The 17,286-nt window shown below is 68.2% G+C and carries 15 protein-coding genes; 9 read left to right on the top strand and 6 right to left on the bottom strand.

Features of this window, described 5'->3' with window-relative positions:
* Nucleotides 1–85: 85 nt before the first annotated feature.
* Entirely contained in the window at nucleotides 86–598 is a 513-nt protein-coding gene (locus H565_RS0101245) for an NfeD family protein (protein ID WP_027459434.1), read from the top strand.
* A 41-nt stretch (nucleotides 599–639) separates the two neighbouring features.
* On the top strand, nucleotides 640–2,214 hold the full coding sequence (locus H565_RS13925) for a flotillin family protein (RefSeq protein WP_034407892.1): 1,575 nt from the start codon (nucleotides 640–642) through the stop codon (nucleotides 2,212–2,214).
* A 155-nt stretch (nucleotides 2,215–2,369) separates the two neighbouring features.
* On the opposite strand, the gene rpoD is transcribed toward H565_RS13925, so the two are convergent.
* Nucleotides 2,370–3,956 (bottom strand): RNA polymerase sigma factor RpoD, encoded by a 1,587-nt coding sequence (gene rpoD, locus H565_RS0101235; RefSeq protein ID WP_027459433.1) that lies wholly within the window; start codon nucleotides 3,954–3,956, stop codon nucleotides 2,370–2,372.
* Nucleotides 3,957–4,371: 415 nt separating this feature from the next.
* Between rpoD and H565_RS0101230 the strand changes: the two genes are divergently transcribed.
* The 3 genes from H565_RS0101230 (at nucleotide 4,372) to H565_RS0101220 (ending at nucleotide 7,575) form a co-directional block, all read left to right on the top strand.
* Entirely contained in the window at nucleotides 4,372–5,634 is a 1,263-nt protein-coding gene (locus tag H565_RS0101230; RefSeq protein WP_027459432.1) for an ABC transporter substrate-binding protein, read from the top strand.
* Between the two features lie 122 nt (nucleotides 5,635–5,756).
* Nucleotides 5,757–6,710, top strand: coding sequence for a carbohydrate ABC transporter permease (locus H565_RS0101225; protein ID WP_027459431.1), 954 nt, complete (start codon nucleotides 5,757–5,759; stop codon nucleotides 6,708–6,710).
* Nucleotides 6,711–6,723: 13 nt separating this feature from the next.
* Entirely contained in the window at nucleotides 6,724–7,575 is an 852-nt protein-coding gene (locus H565_RS0101220) for a carbohydrate ABC transporter permease (RefSeq protein WP_051363345.1), read from the top strand.
* A 120-nt stretch (nucleotides 7,576–7,695) separates the two neighbouring features.
* Here the strand turns inward: H565_RS0101220 and H565_RS13920 are convergent, their stop codons facing one another.
* From H565_RS13920 to H565_RS0101195, 3 genes are all read right to left on the bottom strand, one after another.
* Nucleotides 7,696–9,549 (bottom strand): DUF3084 domain-containing protein, encoded by a 1,854-nt coding sequence (locus H565_RS13920; protein ID WP_034407888.1) that lies wholly within the window; start codon nucleotides 9,547–9,549, stop codon nucleotides 7,696–7,698.
* A gap of 20 nt (nucleotides 9,550–9,569) precedes the next feature.
* Nucleotides 9,570–10,349 carry an LPS export ABC transporter ATP-binding protein gene (gene lptB, locus H565_RS0101200; RefSeq protein ID WP_245576141.1) on the bottom strand — a complete coding sequence of 260 codons (780 nt, stop codon included), beginning with the start codon at nucleotides 10,347–10,349 and terminating at the stop codon, nucleotides 9,570–9,572.
* Nucleotides 10,350–10,416: 67 nt separating this feature from the next.
* The gene (locus tag H565_RS0101195; protein ID WP_084542847.1) at nucleotides 10,417–10,950 is read right to left on the bottom strand and encodes a GNAT family N-acetyltransferase; all 534 of its coding nucleotides are present in this window, start codon (nucleotides 10,948–10,950) and stop codon (nucleotides 10,417–10,419) included.
* Here H565_RS0101195 and H565_RS0101190 point away from each other — a divergent pair, their 5' ends adjacent.
* From H565_RS0101190 to hisD, 3 genes are read left to right on the top strand one after another with little or no spacing between them, the layout of a single operon-like run.
* Nucleotides 10,951–12,120, top strand: coding sequence for a phosphopentomutase (locus tag H565_RS0101190; protein ID WP_027459427.1), 1,170 nt, complete (start codon nucleotides 10,951–10,953; stop codon nucleotides 12,118–12,120).
* Nucleotides 12,121–12,131: 11 nt separating this feature from the next.
* Nucleotides 12,132–12,755 (top strand): hypothetical protein, encoded by a 624-nt coding sequence (locus H565_RS0101185; RefSeq protein ID WP_027459426.1) that lies wholly within the window; start codon nucleotides 12,132–12,134, stop codon nucleotides 12,753–12,755.
* Between the two features lie 46 nt (nucleotides 12,756–12,801).
* Nucleotides 12,802–14,178 (top strand): histidinol dehydrogenase, encoded by a 1,377-nt coding sequence (hisD, locus tag H565_RS13915; protein WP_034407885.1) that lies wholly within the window; start codon nucleotides 12,802–12,804, stop codon nucleotides 14,176–14,178.
* A gap of 55 nt (nucleotides 14,179–14,233) precedes the next feature.
* Here hisD and H565_RS0101175 read toward each other — a convergent pair whose 3' ends face one another.
* Complete coding sequence (locus H565_RS0101175) at nucleotides 14,234–15,403, bottom strand: MFS transporter (protein WP_027459425.1); 1,170 nt, start codon at nucleotides 15,401–15,403, stop codon at nucleotides 14,234–14,236.
* 156 nt (nucleotides 15,404–15,559) lie between these two features.
* Here H565_RS0101175 and H565_RS0101170 point away from each other — a divergent pair, with 156 nt between their 5' ends.
* Nucleotides 15,560–16,069: a hypothetical protein gene (locus H565_RS0101170; protein WP_027459424.1), complete on the top strand. Its 510-nt coding sequence runs from the start codon at nucleotides 15,560–15,562 to the stop codon at nucleotides 16,067–16,069.
* Nucleotides 16,070–16,088: 19 nt separating this feature from the next.
* Here H565_RS0101170 and H565_RS0101165 read toward each other — a convergent pair whose 3' ends face one another.
* Nucleotides 16,089–16,616, bottom strand: coding sequence for an isoprenylcysteine carboxyl methyltransferase family protein (locus H565_RS0101165; protein ID WP_027459423.1), 528 nt, complete (start codon nucleotides 16,614–16,616; stop codon nucleotides 16,089–16,091).
* Between the last annotated feature and the right edge of the window lie 670 nt (nucleotides 16,617–17,286).

Raw genomic sequence — 17,286 nt, 5'->3', positions numbered from 1 at the left:
GCTGCTGGTGCTGACCGCTGACTGCTTTCCAGCAACCCCCGCCTCCCGCCCCGCGTACCGTAAGGCGAGGAGGCGACCCTAAGACATGGATTTCTATCTGCTGAGCCTGATTGTGGGGGGCGGGCTGCTGCTGCTCTCGCTCGTGGGCGGGCACGACGCTGATGCGCCGGGGGGGGAGCACCCGGAGACGGGCGACCTGGCCTCATGGTTCTCGCTGCGCTCGGTGGTCAGCTTTGCGGCGTTTTTCGGGCTGGCGGGCACGGTGGCGGGGCTGCTGGGCCTCGGCGGAGCCGGGCGGCTCGTCATGGCCCTGGTGACCGGGCTGGCGGTGGGGGCCTTTACCTCCTTTGCCTTTCGGCTGGCCCGCACGCGGGGCGAGGTGAGCAGCGGCGCGGGGCGACTTACCGGGCGCACGGGCAAGGTTTTGGTGCCGCCCGCGCCCGGTCGCCCCGGCAAAGTGGCCGTCACGGTGGCCGGACAGATTGAGCACGCCCTCGCCCGCAGCGCTGACCCCCTGCGGGCCGGAGATTCCATCATCGTCCTGGGCGTCCGGGGCGGCGTTCTCGACGTGGGGGCCTGGGACGGGCGCGACTCCTGACCCTCTCTCACGATTTAGTCTCTTGGGCAAAGGAGCTTCTCATGACTGCGACCCTCGTGACCGCGTTTCTCATTCTTCTGGGCATCTTTCTGGTCCTGGCGCTCCTCAAGAGCTTCCTCATCGTGGTGCCGCCCAACCGCGTCCTGGTGATTTCGGGCCGCAGCCGCCGCACCGCAGAGGGCGACACGGTGGGTTACCGGGTCATTCGGGGGGGGCGGGCCTTTCGCATCCCGGTGCTGGAAAAGGTGTCCTGGATGGACCTCACGACCATCCCCCTCGACCTCTCCATCGAGAACGCCTACTCCAAGGGCGGCATTCCGCTCAAGATTCATGCCGTCGCCAACGTGAAAATCAACGCGCAGGAGCCGCAGCTTTCCAACGCCATCGAGCGCTTTTTGGACGTGCCGCGTGAAAACCTGACCAGCATCGTCCGCGACACCCTGGAGGGCAACTTGCGCGGGGTCGTCGCGACCCTGACTCCCGAAGAAATCAACGAGGACCGCCTGCGCTTTGCAGAAGCCCTCATCGAGGAGGCCGAGCACGACACCAATAACCTCGGCATCAAGCTCGACACCCTCAAGATTCAGAACGTGACCGACATGGGCGGCTACCTCGATTCCATCGGTCGCCGCAAGACCGCCGAGGTCCTCAAGGAAGCGCGCATCGCCGAGGCTGAGCGCAACGCTGAAGCGACCCAGGCCGAGGCGCAGGCACAGCAGCGCAGTCAGGTCGCGCAGGCCATCAGCCAACAGGCCATCATTGAAGAGCAGAACAAGTTAGAAGTGCGCCGCACCGAACTGAGCGCCATTCAGCAGGCCCGGCAAAACGAGGCGGCGGTCGAGGCTGAACTCGCCAAGGTCCGCGCTCAGCAGAACTTTGAGCAGGAGCAAGCGGCCCTGGAAGCCGCCCTGCGCCAGCGCCGCGCCGAGGCCCAGCGCCAAGCCCGCATGGTCGAAGCTCAGCAAAACGCTGAGGCTGCCGAGGTCGAAGCCCAAGCCCGCCAGCGGGCGCAGGTGGCCCAGACGGCCGCGCAGCAGGTCATCTTGGAGCGCGAAAACGAGCTGCGGGTGCGCCGCGCCGAACTCGAAGCGATTGCCGCCGCCCGCGAAAACGAGGCCAAGGTCAATGCCGAACGCGCCCGCGTGATTGCCGAGCAGGAGCTAGAGCAAGAGCGGGTGCTGCTCAACCAAAAGCGCCTCGAAGCCGACGTGATAGCCCCCGCCCGCGCCCGGCGCGAAGCCGAGCTGCTCGCGGCGCAGGCCGCCGCCGCCCCCATCATCGAGGAAGGCCGTGCCAAGGCCCAGGCCGTCGCCCTGATGGTGGAAGCGTTCCGGCAAGCCGGGCCGGAGGGCGAGCGGGCCTACGTGCTCAACATGCTGCCCGGCATCGTGGAGCAGTTTGCCGCCTCCGTTCAGGGCATGCAGATTGACAAGCTCACCGTGATTGACTCTGGCAACGGCCAGGCGACGAGAAACGCCGTGCAGACCCTCCCCGCCAACATCATCGGAATGGTCGAGCAGGTCGAGAACGCGACCGGGGTCAACCTGCTGAGCCTCTTGCAAGACCGGGCCAAAGCGAAGGGCAATGGGCCAAGCGCGGTGCAGGGCGACGCCTGAAGCTGCAGCTCTGAGCTTTCCGCCGTCCAGGACGCTTGCCCCCCCGGCAGGCGTCTTCGTGCTGTGGGTGCGGGGTTTAGGGCCTGAAAAAGCTGAAAAAGGCGGGGCGGCTCCCGCAGGAACCGCCCCGTGTTCACGCCCTCGGTGTGCGCGGCTCAATCCAAGAAGTCGCGCAGCTTGCGGGTGCGGCTTTCGTGGTACTTGAGCTTGCGCAGGGCCTTGTTTTCAATCTGACGGATGCGCTCGCGGGTCACGTTAAAGCGCTGGCCAACTTCTTCCAGGGTGTGTTCGCGGCCATCGACCAGCCCCTTGCGGAACTTCAGGACCATCGCTTCGCGCTCGGTGAGCTTGGAAAGGGCCTTTTCCAGCTCTTCCGAGAGCAGGGTTTTGGCGGCGTTGTCAACCGGGGAATCGAGGTTCTCGTCGGGGATGAAGTCGCCGTAAAAGGAGTCCTTTTCGTCGCCAATGGGGGTTTCCAGGCTGACGGGTTCCTGGGAGACTTTCTGCACTTCCTCGACCTTGTTGGCGTCCCAGCCGGGACCCATCGCCTCGGCGATTTCCTCGTAGGTGGCCTCGCGGCTGAGTTCCTGCTGAAGCTGCCGGGCGGTGCGGGTCAGCTTGTTGATGGTCTCGACCATGTGGACCGGGATGCGGATGGTCCGGGCTTGGTCCGCGATGGCGCGGTTGATCGCTTGCCGAATCCACCAGGTCGCGTAGGTGCTGAACTTGTAGCGGCGGCGGTACTCGAACTTCTCGACGGCGCGAATCAGGCCCTGGTTGCCCTCCTGAATGAGGTCGAGGAAGCCCAGGCCACGCCCGGTGTACTTCTTGGCGATGGACACCACCAGGCGCAGGTTGGCCTCAATCAGCCCTTGGCGGGCGGCGGCCCCGTCTTCCATCTGGCGCATCAGGCGGCGGCGGCCCCGGTCGTCGAGCAGGTCGCCCTCTTCTTCCAGCCGCTTGCGGGCTTCTTCACCCTCCTCGATGCGGCGGGCCAGGGCGATTTCTTCTTCGAGGGTCAGCAGGGGCACCCGGCCAATCTCGTGGAGGTACTGCCGCACCGGGTCGTTGGAGACCGCGCGGGGCATGTCGTCGAAGTACCGCTCTTCGTCGTCGGCATCGGCAGCGGCGGCCACAACCGGGCCATCCGTGTCCTCGTCGAGGTCGTCGTCTTCGTCCTCGCCCTCGTCTTGCACCTCAATCTGCTGGGAGGCGAGGAAGAGTTGCATGTCTTCAAAGGCCTCGGCGCTCTCTGGGTCGAGGCCCGCCGCTTCGAGGGCCACCGACAGAGCCGCCGCAATCTCCTCGCTCGTGAGGACGCCTGCCGCCTTGCCCACTTTCAGCAGTTCCTGAATGGAGGGATGGGCGTAGTACGGCTTGTCGGCGGGCACGGCGATGGCCGCGTTCTTGGGGGCGGGCGCGGCCTTGCTCGTTGCCGGAGCTTTGGCCGCCTTGCGCGGGGCGGGAGCTGCTGCCGCAGAAGCGCTCTCGGCAGGCTCGGCGGGGGCCATCTCCGGCGCGGGAGCGGCCTTTTTGCGGGTCGCCGCCTTTTTGGGGGCGGCTTTGGCGGTGGGTGCGGGGGCCTCAGCCTCCGGCGCGGGGGCCGCCGCTTTGGGCTTGGCCGCTCGGCGGGGCTTGGGGGGGCGGGCGGCGGCGGGGGCCGCCGTATCGGTGCCCTCCGGGGCCGGAGCGGCGGGCGCGGAAACCTTGGTGCGGGCGCGTGCTCTGGTGGGTTCTGCCATGCGGACTCCTGTGTCGCCGAGGAAACCGGGGCGGGGGGCTGGGGAGAGCAAAGACCCACCGCCGGAACTCGGACGTGCGGGAGAGATACGAAAAAAGAGCTAAAGAGAAGGGCGGAGGGCCAGGTGGCTCAGACCCCAGGGGCGCGCCGGGGGCCTGAAACAGGTCAGTTTAGCAAAGACCCTTTGGCCCCCCGAACCGAGCCGCCGACGGGACTTGTCAGGTATGCGCCTCAGCCCGCAAAGGTTCCCGGCGCCCTTTTGCCCACGCCGCGGGCGAGCGATTGACACCCCCCCGCTCAGGGCAGTAGCCTTCAGAGCACCGACAACGACTGCCCTGGAACCGCTTCCTAAGAGGGAGGAGGGGCCACCAGATGGGGAGGAACCGCGCGAGGTTCCGGGCAGCGAAGGGAGACCCATGAAACGAGTGCTTGCCAGCCTCAGCCTGACCCTCGCTTGCGCCGCCGTCTCGCAGAGTGAGGCTGTGACCCTCACCTTCGCCTGTGACTCGGTGGGCCAGGGCTACAACGAGTGCAAGAAGGGGGCGGATGCCTGGGCCAAACAGACCGGAAACACGGTTCGCCTCATCCAGGTGCCCAAGGAAACCGACCAGCGCCTCGCCCTGTACCAGCAGCAGCTCGGTGCCCGCTCGGCAGACGTGGACGTGTACATGATTGACGTGGTGTGGCCGGGGCTGATTGGTCAGCACCTGCTGGACCTCAAGAAGTACATTCCCGCCGCTGACATCAACCGGCACTTCCCGGCCATCGTTCAGAACAACACGATTAACGGCAAGTTGGTGGGCATGCCCTTTTTCACGGATGCGGGCGTGCTGTACTACCGCACCGACCTCCTGAAAAAATACGGTTACAGCGCCCCACCCAAGACCTGGAACGAGCTGGCGACGATGGCCCAGAAAATCCAGGCGGGCGAGCGCAAGACCAACCCCCGCTTCGTGGGCTTCGTCTTTCAGGGCAAGAACTATGAGGGCCTCACCTGCGACGCGCTGGAGTGGATTGCCTCCTTTGGCGGCGGCACCATCGTGGATTCCAGCGGCAAGGTAACGATCAACAACCCCAAGGCGGTGCAGGCCCTGCAAGCGATTCAGGGGCTGGTGGGCACGGTGGCCCCGCAAGCCGTGACGACCTACGGCGAGGAAGAAGCCCGCAACGTGTGGCAGGCGGGCAACGCAGCCTTTATGCGCAACTGGCCCTACGCTTACGCCGCCGGGCAGCAAGAGGGCAGCGCGGTGCGCGGCAAGATTGGCGTGGCGGCCCTCCCTGCTGGCCCCGGTGGCAAGCCCGCCGCGACCCTGGGCGGCTGGCAGCTCGCCGTGAACGCCTACTCCAAAAACCCCAAGGAAGCCGCCAGCCTGGTGCAGTACCTCACGGGCGTGCAGGAGCAAAAGCGCCGCGCGGTGGAAGCCAGCTACAACCCCACCATCGCTTCCCTCTATAAGGACAAGGACGTCCTCAAAGCGGTGCCCTTCTTCGGCAGCCTGTACGACGTCTTTACGAACGCGGTGGCCCGCCCCGCGACCGTCACGGGCAGCAAGTACAATCAGGTCAGCGACGCCTTTAGCACCGCCGTCTACAACGTGCTCACCAAAAAGAGCGCTCCTGGCCCGGCCATGAAGACCCTCGAAGCTCAGCTCAACCGCATCAAGGGCCGCGGCTGGTAAGACCCGCGCGGGCGGTGCCGCAAGACCTGCCGCCCCCGGACTCCGGGTGCCCCCAGTCACGGGGCACCCTTTTCTCACCTCCGTCTCCCGCCCCTTGTTCTGTTGCGCGAGGTGTCTCTACCATGACCACCCCCCTTCCCTCCCAGCCCAGGGCGGCCTCCCCGCGTGCGGGCCGGGGCCTCCAAGCGGGCCGCACGCGCGTGGCCCTGCTGCTGCTGGTGCCCATGCTGCTCGTGCTGGCCGCGGTCGCCGGGTACCCGCTGCTGCGGACGATTTACCTCTCCTTTACCGAGTACAACATCCTGACCGACCCTGCCCCGAAATGGATTGGCCTGGGCAACTACTGGTTCACGACCGAAGACGGGGTGGGCCTGGGGGTGCTGCAAATCCCGGAGTGGTGGCAGTCGGTGTGGAATACCGTCAAGTTCACCGTGGGCAGCGTGCTGCTCGAAACCGTGTTGGGACTGGCTTTTGCGCTCATGATCAACTCCAAGATTCGGGGCCGGGGCCTGTTGCGCACGGCCATTCTGGTGCCCTGGGCGATTCCGACCGTCGTGAGCGCCCAGATGTGGAATTGGATGTACAACGACTCCTTCGGCATCATCTCGGACTGGGGCCAGCGCCTGGGCTTTCTGGAAGCGGGGCAATCTTTCCTGAGTAACCCCGACACAGCCCTCGCAGCTCTGATTGCGGTGGACGTCTGGAAGACGACCCCCTTTATGGCGCTGCTGCTGCTCGCGGGCCTCCAAACCATTCCCAGCGATATGTATGAGGCCGCCGACGTAGACGGGGCCAGCAAGTGGACCCAGTTTTGGCGGCTCACCCTGCCGCTGCTGACGCCTGCTCTCTTGGTGGCGCTCATTTTCCGCACGCTGGACGCCCTGCGGGTCTTTGACATGCCCTACATCGTGAAGGGAAACGCTCCAGAGACGATTACGATGAGCATCTATGCTCGCCAGGAGCTGATTCTGAACTCACAGTTTGGCTTTGGTAGCGCCATCAGCGTGCTGATCTTCCTGATCATCATGGTCTTTACGGCGATTTACGTGACCAGCCTGCGGGTCAAGTTCGACTGAGGGGGGTGAAGGCATGAACTCGAAAAATCCCGTGGTCCGTACCGTCACCCTGGTGTTCTTTTGGCTGGTTGTGGCGGTCGTGCTGTTCTACGTACTCTTCCCCTTTTACTGGGCGATCAAGACCAGCCTGACGAGTTCGGCCCGGCTTTCGGCAGAGGCCCTGCAATGGTTTCCCGGTGCTCCCAGCTTCCAGAACTTCCGGGACGTCTTTACGGGGGCACCCTTTGGCCGCAACCTGCTCAACAGTGTGGTCGTGGCAACGGGTACCGTGGTCCTGAGCCTGCTGCTCTCGGTGCTGGCGGCCTACGCCCTGGGCAAGTTCCGCTTTCGGGGCAAGACCATCCTGATGTACCTCATTCTGGCGGTCAGTGTTTTTCCGCAGATTGCGGTTTTGTCGGGACTGTACACCATGATTAAGACCTTCGGCCTCTATAACTCCTGGGGCGGACTGATTCTGTCGTACATGATTTTCACGCTGCCTTTTACAGTCTGGACACTGACCGCCTTTGTCCGTGAGATTCCTACCGAGCTGGAGGAAGCGGCCTACGTGGACGGTGCCTCGCCGCTGCAAACGCTCTTCCGAGTGCTGCTTCCGGTGATGACCCCGGCTCTCGTCACGACAGGGCTGCTCGCCTTTATCAACGCCTGGAACGAGTTTCTCTTTGCGCTCACTTTTACGACCGACGCTTCGGCGGCGACGGTGCCGCCCGCCATCGCCAACTTCACCGGAGCCTCTCAGTACGAGAGTCCCTTTGGACTGACGATGGCGGCCTCGGTCATTGTGACGATTCCGCTCATCATCCTGGTGCTGGTGTTTCAACGCAACATCGTCTCTGGGCTGACCGCGGGGGCGGTGAAGGGCTGAAGAAAGCGGTCAGCGACCAGAAGCCAGCTTCTAGCAAGGCGGAAGGCCCCGGCGCAGGCTGGGGCCTTTTGATGGGCCTCACACGGCTGGTAGCTGGCGGCTGGAAGCTGACTGCTCTTCCTACGGCAGCACCGGATACAGGTCCACCCGCCCGCCGGGACGCACGTCCTCGCGGGCGGCGATGGCGACGGTGGCGCTGGAGCCAGGGCGGCTGCCGAGGCGGGTGAGGAGGTCGACGAACTCGTTGACGCCCAGGCCGCCGTTGGTGATGTATTCGGCGGGCACGCCACGGGTCGTGAGGTGAATGACCGTGTCCTGCACCAGCTCCTGAATCTGGTTTTGGACGGTGCGGGGGTCACCCAGGGTGATGGTGGCCCGGCGGATGGTCTGGCCGCCCCGGTACAGGACGTTGTTCGGGCGGGCCGTGCAGGTCAGGTCGACCGGAAAGCCCACCGCCGTGTTGTTCGCTGCCCGGCACTGCACGAAGGCGCTCGCGTTCAGCCCCCGCAGGCTGATTTCTAGGCGCTCGCGGGCCGCCGCGTTGAGGCGAGCGGGCGGCGTGCCCTTGGCCCCCCGGTTTGCCGCCGCCGCCGCCGCGCTCTGAAGAAAGGCGTCGAGGTTGCGCACGCCCGGCACGACCGCCGCGTACACCAGGTCATTTTTGGGATAGGCGAGGTCAGCGCTGCGGCTGGCGCTGAGTTCGTCGCGGGCGCTGGAAAACTCATCTTGCAGGCGGCCTAGGCTGCTGCGGGCGCTGGCGAGGTCGCGGCCCAGCGTCTCGTTGGCGGCCCGCAGCTCCTCTTGCTGGGTGCGGAGGCTGGCGAGTTCGCGGGCCGCCGCGTCGCGCTCGGCCACCAACCGAGCACGCTCGGCGGCCAGGGCGTCGCGTTCGCGAGCCGCCGCGTCGCGCTCGCGGGCGAGGCGGTCACGCTCGGCGGCCACCTCGTCGCGCTGGCGGGTGGCCGCGTCGCGGGCCGCCACCGCCATAGCTCTGGCCTGCACCGCGGCGTCCCGTGCGCGGGCGGCGGCGTCGCGTTCGGCCTCCAGGCGGTCGCGGGCGGCAAGCAGGGCGCGGCGCTCGGCGGCGAGGCGGTCGCGGGCCTGCCCTGCCTGGACACGGGCCGCCTCGGCCTGGGCGCGGCCCGCTTCGGCGGCGGCGCGGGCTTGGCGGGCCGCGTCGCGTTCGCGGGTGGCCGCGTCGCGCTGGGCCACGACCTCTTGGCGGGCGGCCTCCAGCGCCTGAACCTGACGGTTCAGGGCCGTCACCCGCGACTGCGCGGCCTCGGCGCGCTGCTGGGCGGCCTCAGCGGTGGTCTCGGCGCGGGCGGCGCGGCGGTCGAGGGCGGCGACGTCGCTGCTGAGCGCCTCCACCTGGGCATTCAGGGCGCGGGCACGTTCGCGGCTGTCGGCGAGCTGGGCCTCGGAGGCCTTTAAAGCGGCGCGGCTCTCCTGCGCACGGGCTTCCAGGGTACGGGCGAGTTGGGTGAGTTCGGCCACCCGCCCTTGCAGGGCGCGGGCCTGCTCCTGGGCGCGGTCACGGTCAGCTTGGGCGGCGTCGCGGGCCTGCTGAGCGGTCCTCAGTGCGGCCTGGACCTGTTCCAGGCTGGCTTGCACCTGCGCCCGCTCCTGCTGGAGGGCCGCCGCCTCGCGCCGCGCCTCGTCGCGCTCGCGCCCGGCAGCTCGCAGGTCGGCCTGCACCCGGATCACTTCCCCCCGCAGCGCATTGATTTGGGGCCGGAGCTGATCGGCCTGCGCGATGGTGTTCACCGCCGAGCGGTTGAGGAGCAGGAAAGCCCCCAAGCTCGCCGCGCTGATGCCCATGCCCGCCAGCACCGCGACCACCAGCGCGGTCGTCTTGGGCCGCAGTCCGAAGAGGCGCAGGTGCTTGCGCCCCACCTTGCGGGCGATGGTGTCTGCCGAGTACGCGACCACGCCCGACAGCAGCACCACAAAGGGCAAAAACAGCCACAGCACGCGCCCTCAGCCTCCCATCCTCACAGCTCGAAGTCGTCGCCGAGGTAGTGGCGGCGGGCGTCCTCGTCGGCTCCAAACTCCTGGGGGGTACCGCTGAACTTGACCTCCCCGTCAAACATCAGGTAGACGCGGTCGGTCAGGGCAATCGTCTCGCGGACATTGTGGTCGGTGATAAAGACCCCGATGCCCCGGCGGTCGCGCAGCTCGCGAATCAGGCGCTGAATCTCGCGGATGCTCTTGGGGTCCACCCCAGTAAACGGCTCGTCGAGGAGGAGGTAATCGGGGTCGGTGGTGAGTGCGCGGGCGAGTTCCAATCGCCGCCGCTCGCCGCCGGAGAGCTGGTAGGCGGGGTTGCCGGCGAGGGCCGTCAGCCCGAACTCGGCCAAGAGCGCGTCGGCACGGGCTTCCTGCTCGGCGCGGGAGAGGCCCTGGTATTCGAGGATGGCGAGCAGGTTGTCCCGCGCGGTGAGCTTGCGAAAGGCGCTGGGTTCCTGCGGGAGGTAGCCCAGCCCCAGCCGCGCCCGCTCGTGCATCGGGAGCCGGGTCACGTCACGGTCCCCCAGCAGGATTCGGCCCCCGCCGGGGCGGATAAAACCCACCAGCATGTAGAAGGTGGTTGTCTTGCCTGCCCCGTTTGGCCCAAAAAGGGCGACAATCTCGCCGGGCCGCACCACAAAGTCAGCCCCGCGCACGACCGCTCGCCGCCCGTAGCTTTTGCGCAGGCCCTCGGCCCGCAGCTCAGGCCGCTGCAAGTCGTTCTGAACGCGGTGCGGGACGGAAAGGGGTGCGGGCGCGGTCACGCCTGCGAGCGTAGCACGGGGGTCGCGGGGGCGGGCGTGAGGGGGGCGACGAAGGAGCAGGTGGCTGTCAGGTCAGGTCAAACCGCATGCGGGGCAGCCTGCGGCCAGGAAAGACTGCCGAGGGAACTTCACCCCCCTTGCTGGCCCCCATCTTGCGGGAGAAACCCTCGGCGTGCGGGTCGCTGTCGAGCAGCACAAAAGGCCAACCCAAGCTCCGGGCCAGCCCCGCCGCGTGCTGCCAGAGCGCTTGGCCGACGCCTGCGCCGATGCTCTCCGGCGAGACAAAGAGGTCGTTGAGGGATGGCCCTTCCGGTGGGTTGGCCAAGCGGTAAAAGCCGACGATACGTCCATCTGGTTTGCCCACGGTGGTGAGGCCCTCCCGAACACAGTTCTCGGATAGGGTGAGGTCTTCGCGGCACGCGTCCATCAACTCGGCGCTGTAGCCCCAATGGGCTTTGGCGGCAAACGCCAAGTGACTGAGCCGCTCGGCTTCTTCTGGCAGAGCCGGACGAAAGGTCAGGGGTATGGCCGCAGTGTAAAAGGGCAGTGTCAAAGTGGACCGAGGACGGCCCTCGCCCGCCCCGCCGTACACTACCCCCATATGCTTCTGACCCTCATCGTTCTGGATTCGGTCGGCGTGGGCGAGTTGCCCGACGCCGCCGCCTTTGGGGACGCGGGTGCCCATACCCTCAACCACACGCTCGCGGCGGCCCCCGTTTATCTGCCCCATCTCGCGCGGCTGGGCTTATCCCGCATCCCCACCGTGCAGACCTCGCCGGAGACGGTCCCGGTGGGGGAGGTGACGGGAGCTTACGGGCGGATGCGCGAGGTCAGCCCCGGCAAGGACACCTCAACCGGACACTGGGAGTTCATGGGGGTGCAGCTTCAGCACGCCTTTCAGGTCTTTCCGGAGGGCTTTCCCCCCGCGGTGATGGAGCGCTTTGACGCGGCGACCGGACGCGGACACCTGTGCAACAAGCCCTACAGCGGCACCGACGTGATTCGGGACTACGGCGAAGAACACCTCCGCACGGGCAAGCCCATCGTGTACACCAGCGCCGACAGCGTGTTTCAGATTGCCGCGCATGAGGACGTGGTGCCCCTGGAAACGCTGTATCAGTGGTGCGCGGCGGCCCGCGAACTCTTGCAGGGCGAGTACGCGGTCGCGCGGGTGATTGCCCGGCCCTTCCGGGGCGAGCACCCCTTCGAGCGGGCGAACGAGCACCGCAAGGATTACTCGCTTGTGCCGCCGCGCACGGTGCTGGACGCGCTGAAAGAGGCCGGGCGCGACGTGGTGGGCATCGGCAAGATTCCCGACATCTACGCGCATCAGGGCTTTACCGAGGAGATTCACACGGGCAGCAATGCGGACGGCATTCAAAAGACCCTGGCGCGGATGCGCCGGGGTGGGCACGGCCTGATTTTCACCAACCTGGTGGACTTTGACGCCAAGTTTGGCCACCGCCGCGACCCCGCCGGGTACAGCGCGGCCCTCGCAGAGTTTGACGCCGCGCTGCCGGAGCTGCTGACCGCCGTGCCGGAAGATGGGGCACTCCTCCTCGTCTCCGACCACGGCAACGACCCCACCTGGCACGGCACCGACCACACCCGCGAGTACGGGCTGCTGCTGGGTTGGCATCCCGGCCTGCGAGGCGCCGTCGACCTGGGCGAACGGGCCACCTTCGCGGACGTCGGGGCCACCGTCGCCCACGCGCTGGGGGTGCCGTGGGAGGGGCCGGGTGAGAGCTTCTGGACGCCTTTGATGGACTGACACCGCAGGAGGTGACCTCCGCTTTTCGCCCCGGCCCAGAGCAGTTCGGCCTCACCTTGCTGCTGGGGGGGCGCTTTGCGGGAACGCAGGAATGGACCCTGCACCCAGAGCGCAGGGCGCTCGTCGCGCGGGTGCAGACCGACTTTGGCGGAGTGCTGCCCGAACTGCGGCGGGTGCAGCACAGCCGCATGCATCCCCGGCTGCTGACCAGCCAGCACTATACCGAGGGCGACGGGCGGGGGGGGCGGGCCAGCTTCGAGACGACCTTTGACCACCGCAGCGGGTTGGTCACCCTGCGGCAGGGCCGCGACGAGGCGAGCAAGCCGTTGACCACCGAGCACCACGACCCCGTCTCGCTGCTGGTGTGGCTGCGCGGGCTGGAGGGCACCGAGCGGGCCACCGTGCAGATGGCGGGCGGACACGTCCTCGTGCAGCGCTTGGCCGACACGGCGGTTGGCGAAACCCCGGCCCGCGCCTACCTGTTGCGGCCCGGTGGGGCCTACGTCTTTGTGGAAACGGCACCCCCCCACCGCCTGCTGCGCCTCGTGCAGCCCACTGACTTTGGCCCCCTCGAAGCCCTCGCTGACCCTCCCCGCAAGCCTTCCCCCGACCGCCGTCGCCGCCGCGCCGGGTAAGCGCCGCTCCCCTCTTTCCCTACTGACCACTCCCCAGGAGGCCCCCATGCAAGTCCTTCAAGGCGACGCCGCCCGCGCGGCCCTGACCCGAACCTTCTCCGAGATGCCCGTGCCACCGAGTGTGCTGGCCCGCATCGAGCAGACCTTTGGCGAACCGCTGACCCCCGAAGAGGTCGTCTCGCGCATCCTGTCGGACGTGCGGGCGCGGGGGGATGAGGCCCTGCGCGACTGGACCGAGCGGCTCGACGGTCACCGCCCGGAGGCGCTGGAAGTCTCTGGGGCCGAGCTGGAAGCCGCTCACATCGACCCCGAACTGCATGAGGCGGTGCGGCTCGCCATTCGGCGCGTGCGGGCCTTTTACGCGGAGCAGCCCGCGCACGGCTTTCTGCAAGAGGGGCCAGACGGGACCCTGGGCCAGCTCGTGCGCCCGCTCTCGCGGGTCGGCGTGTACGTGCCCGGCGGTCTCGCGCCGCTGATTTCCACCTTGATTCACACGGCGGTGCCCGCGCAGGTCGCGGGCGTGCCGGAGATGGTGGTGGCGACGCCGCCGGGGAAAGGTGGCTCGGTGCACCCGGCGATTCTGGTCGCGGCCCGCGAACTCGGTCTCACGCGGGTCTTCCGGGTGGGCGGGGCGCAGGCGATTGGGGCGCTTGCCTACGGCACCGCCAGCGTACCTGCGGTGGACAAGATTGCGGGGCCGGGCAACCTCTTCGTGGTGCTTGCCAAACGGCAGGTCTTCGGGGCGGTGGGCATCGAGAGTCTGCCGGGGCCAACCGAAACGCTCGTCGTCGCCGACGACAGCGCCGACCCCCGCTTTGTGGCCGCCGACCTCCTCGCGCAGGCCGAGCACCTGGGGGCCGAACCTGTCTTGGTGTCCACCAGCCGCGAACTGCTCGTGGAGGTGCAAACCCAGCTCGCGGCCCAGCTCGAAGCCCTGCCTGAACCCAACCGCAGTTGGGCGCGAGACAGCGTGCTGGAGCGGCTGAAGGTGGTGCTCGCCGCCGATTTGGAGGAGGCGCTGGAGCTGTCCAACCTCTACGCGCCTGAGCACCTCTGCTTGCTGACCCGCGACCCCGCGAGCCTCCTCGGCAGGGTGCGCCGCGCCGGGGGCGTCTTCGTGGGCGAGGCGAGCATGGAGGCCCTGGGCGACTACGTGGCCGGACCCAGCCACGTGATGCCGACCGGGGGCACCGCCCGCTTCCTGAGTCCGGTCAATGTGCGCGACTTTCAGACCATCATCTCGGTGGTGGGCCTGAACGAGGAGGCCCTGCGCCGCATCGGCCCCCCCGCCGCCCGCCTCGCCCGCGCCGAGGGGCTAGAAGCCCACGCCCGCGCGATTGAAAGCCGACTGACTCCGGCGGTGCCGGACGCCCACCCAGAAGCGACGCTGGAGGCGATGGGGGAGGGGAGAGCAGAAGGATAGCGGCCAGCGACCAGCCGCCAGCGGGGGCAGGGGGGACCCTTGGCCGGTTTCTCCCTCAGCGTCCAAATGCCGTTCGCCCCGGCTCTGGCAGGCGGTAGGCGAGCCAGGCGCTGGGCAGCAGGAGGGTCAGGCTGGCCAGCGCCGCCGTGGTGGGGGTGGTCACGTCGGCGAGCGCCCCCACCAGGAAAATCAGCAGGCCCGCGAAGCCCCACGAGAACCCCATCATGATGCTGCTCGCGACTGCCACATGCCCCGGTGCGTACTCCTGCGCGGCGACCACGCCAACGGGAACGCTGGCGTTGACGGCGGCCCCCACCAGGAAGGTGAGGGGATAAAACCACGGGTTGGCCGGACTCGACAGAATCAGCCACACGAAAAACGGAAGGCTGGTGAGAATGGCCGCCCGCAGCACCGGGACCCGCCCGTAGCGGTCGCTGGCCCGCCCCCCCACGATGCCGCCGACCGCGCTGGCGACGGCATAGACGGCCAGCGTGACCCCGACTTCCCGCGCCCCGAAGCCCCGGCCCAGCAGGATGAAGGGCAGCATCGCGTTGTAGCCCATGCTGGCGAGCGACCGCAGCACGGCCATCGCCCAGAGACTGACGAGTGGCCCCCGGAAGATGCCTACATACTCGCTGAGGCGGACGCGGCGGCCTTCCGTTCGGCCAGAGGGCGTGACTGCAAAGGTGACCGCCGCGATGACGGCCCCGATGAGGGCGAACCAAGGGAGATTATCCAGCCCCACGCCCGCAAAGACCGGCCCCAGCGCCATCCCTGCCGTGCCCCCGGCGCTAAACAGGCTGGCCCACAGCCCCCGCTTTTGCGGCGGACTGTTCAGGGCGACATAGGCGGCCCCCGCCGGATGGAAAAAGCCGCTGCCAAAGCCCGCAACCGCCACGAGCAGCACCAGCGCCCCGAACCAGGGCACGAATCCCATCACGGTCAAGCCTAGGCCGGTGAGCAGTGGCCCCAGCGCGGCGGCAAAACGGCGGTCGACGCGCTCGCCCAGGATGCCCAGCAGGGGCTGGAGCACGCTGGACGTCAGGCTGTAGACGCTGGAGAGCAGCGTGACAGCAGCGATGGACACCCCGAACTTGCCCTGAATGGCGGGGGTAAGGGGCGTGAGCATCGCCCCATACGCATCGTTGATGAAGTGGCCCGCCGTGACCGCCACGGCGACGGCGGTGGCGTGACGGGTGGCGATTCGGGCGGGAGCGGCCTGCATGGGCGACACGCTACGCCTACGCGGGGCCGTCCCGCACGCCGGGGGTGGGCGCAGCCGGACAGTCCCCGCCAACGCTCAAGGGACGCTCAAGGCCACGGGGGGCAGAGTGCGGCGGCTTGCACGGTCTGTGGGATGCTTCACAGATTACTCTGACCCATGACCCTCGCCCTGCGTTCCGCCGTGGCTGCGGCCCTGCCGTCGGAGGAAGGACTGGTCCGCCAGCTCGCGGCCCTGTCCCCGCGTGCTTGGACCGAGGTGGCCGAAGTGTTTGCCCGCGACCTGCCCGAACTGGAGGCGGCGCTGGCACTGCCCGGTGCCGAGACGCTCGCGCAGGCGTTGGGGCGCTTGCGGGGCCTGAGCGTGCTGGAGCTGGGGCCAGCTGGCCGCCTTCCAGAGCGGGCGGGCGGCCCCGTACTGGGGGACGCCGTGCTGGTTACCCAGCACCTGACCGACGGGCTGGCCGAGTTGGAGGCGCTGCTGCGCGCCGAAGCGGCCAACCTGCGGGTGCGGGCGGTCGCCGTCGCCGTCGAGCGCACGAATGCGCGGGGCCGCACTCGGCTGGAGCTGCAAGGGGTTCGGGTCCTGAGCGCCGTGGCCCTCGCGGACACCCCGGCGGGCCTGAAGTTCGAGCAGCGGTTGCCGCCCCGGTTGCGCCGAGCGTCCTGAAGGCGGTGCGGCGGGGACCTCACCCCTGGGGAGGGGTGTCCTGGTAGGCCCGCAGCGCCCGCTCCTCGGCGGGGAGGCGCACCAGCAGCAAGAGAGCAGCATTGAGCAGGGTGCCCGCCAGCGCCGTGCGCCACGCCCCCACCGCCAGCGGCCCGGCGGCGATTTCCAGCGCCACGACCGCATAGTTGGGATGCCGCACGTACCGGAACGGTCCCCCGGTCACCCGCTCTCCCCCCGGCACAATCAGGATGCGGGTATTCCAATAACGGCCCAGTGTCCGGATAACCCAGGAGCGCAGCGGTTGAGCCAGCACGAACAGCCCCAGCGCCGCCGGGTTGACCCCGCTCCGGGCGCGGCGGCCCTCCCACAGCAAGCCCAGCATCCAAGCGGGGTGCAGCAGGAAAAAGAGGGGATAATGCTCGCGGCCATGCTCGACCGCGCCCCGCTCCCGCGCCCAGCGCTCGTTGGCGCGGGCCAGGCGCAACTCCAGCAGGCGCTGCACCACGAGGAAGCCGAAGAGCCAGGGGGCCAGGGTGCGGGCACGCATGGCGGTCAGCTTACGGGATGCCCACCGTGAACCGGCTGCTTCCCCGGCCCTGCTCGGCGGTGGCGTGGACAATCAGAGCCGAGACGTTCTGGTCTTCCAGCCGGAGCGTTAGGGTGCCCACGCCCAGGGGGGTTCGGTGAACCGACAGCGCCCCAGGGGTGTCCTCGCGGTGGAGCAGCCGCCAGCCCTGGCGCTCCAGCTGCGGGAGAAAGTGGGCGAGCAGGGTCGCTGGGTCGGGGGCCACGTCGGGAGGGGGCAACAGCGCGGCCTTGACGGACCGCAGAGCGCCTCCCTGCCCGGAAACCATTTCCCCACGCCAGCCGTTGGGCAAAGTCAGGGTAGGCAGCGGGGCCTCGAAGGAGTCGGAGAGATGAGGCCGCCCCCGTTCGCCCCGCAGGTGCTCCACGTATTCTGGCTCAGCGTCGGTGAGCGTCAGGTTGACTTGCGTGGCCCCCTCCTGCTGGCGCGATTGGACGACCAGCGTGCGGAGAAGTTCGGGGTGGAGGCCCTCCCACAGAGACGGGTTTGCCTCGACGAACACGGATGGGAACGAGTGCGTCTCCTGCCAGCCCTGCTCCGCGAACTGCCGCACCAGCGCGTCCATCACCTCTGGCTGAGGCGTGGGCACATCCACAAAAACCCGCCACCGGAGGCGAAGGGGGGCCGCCGA

It is taken from the genome of Deinococcus murrayi DSM 11303 (genome assembly GCF_000482805.1).
GTDB lineage: Bacteria > Deinococcota > Deinococci > Deinococcales > Deinococcaceae > Deinococcus > Deinococcus murrayi.
Note: the sequence above shows the minus strand (reverse complement) of the source record. Positions and strands in the feature narration are given on the sequence as shown.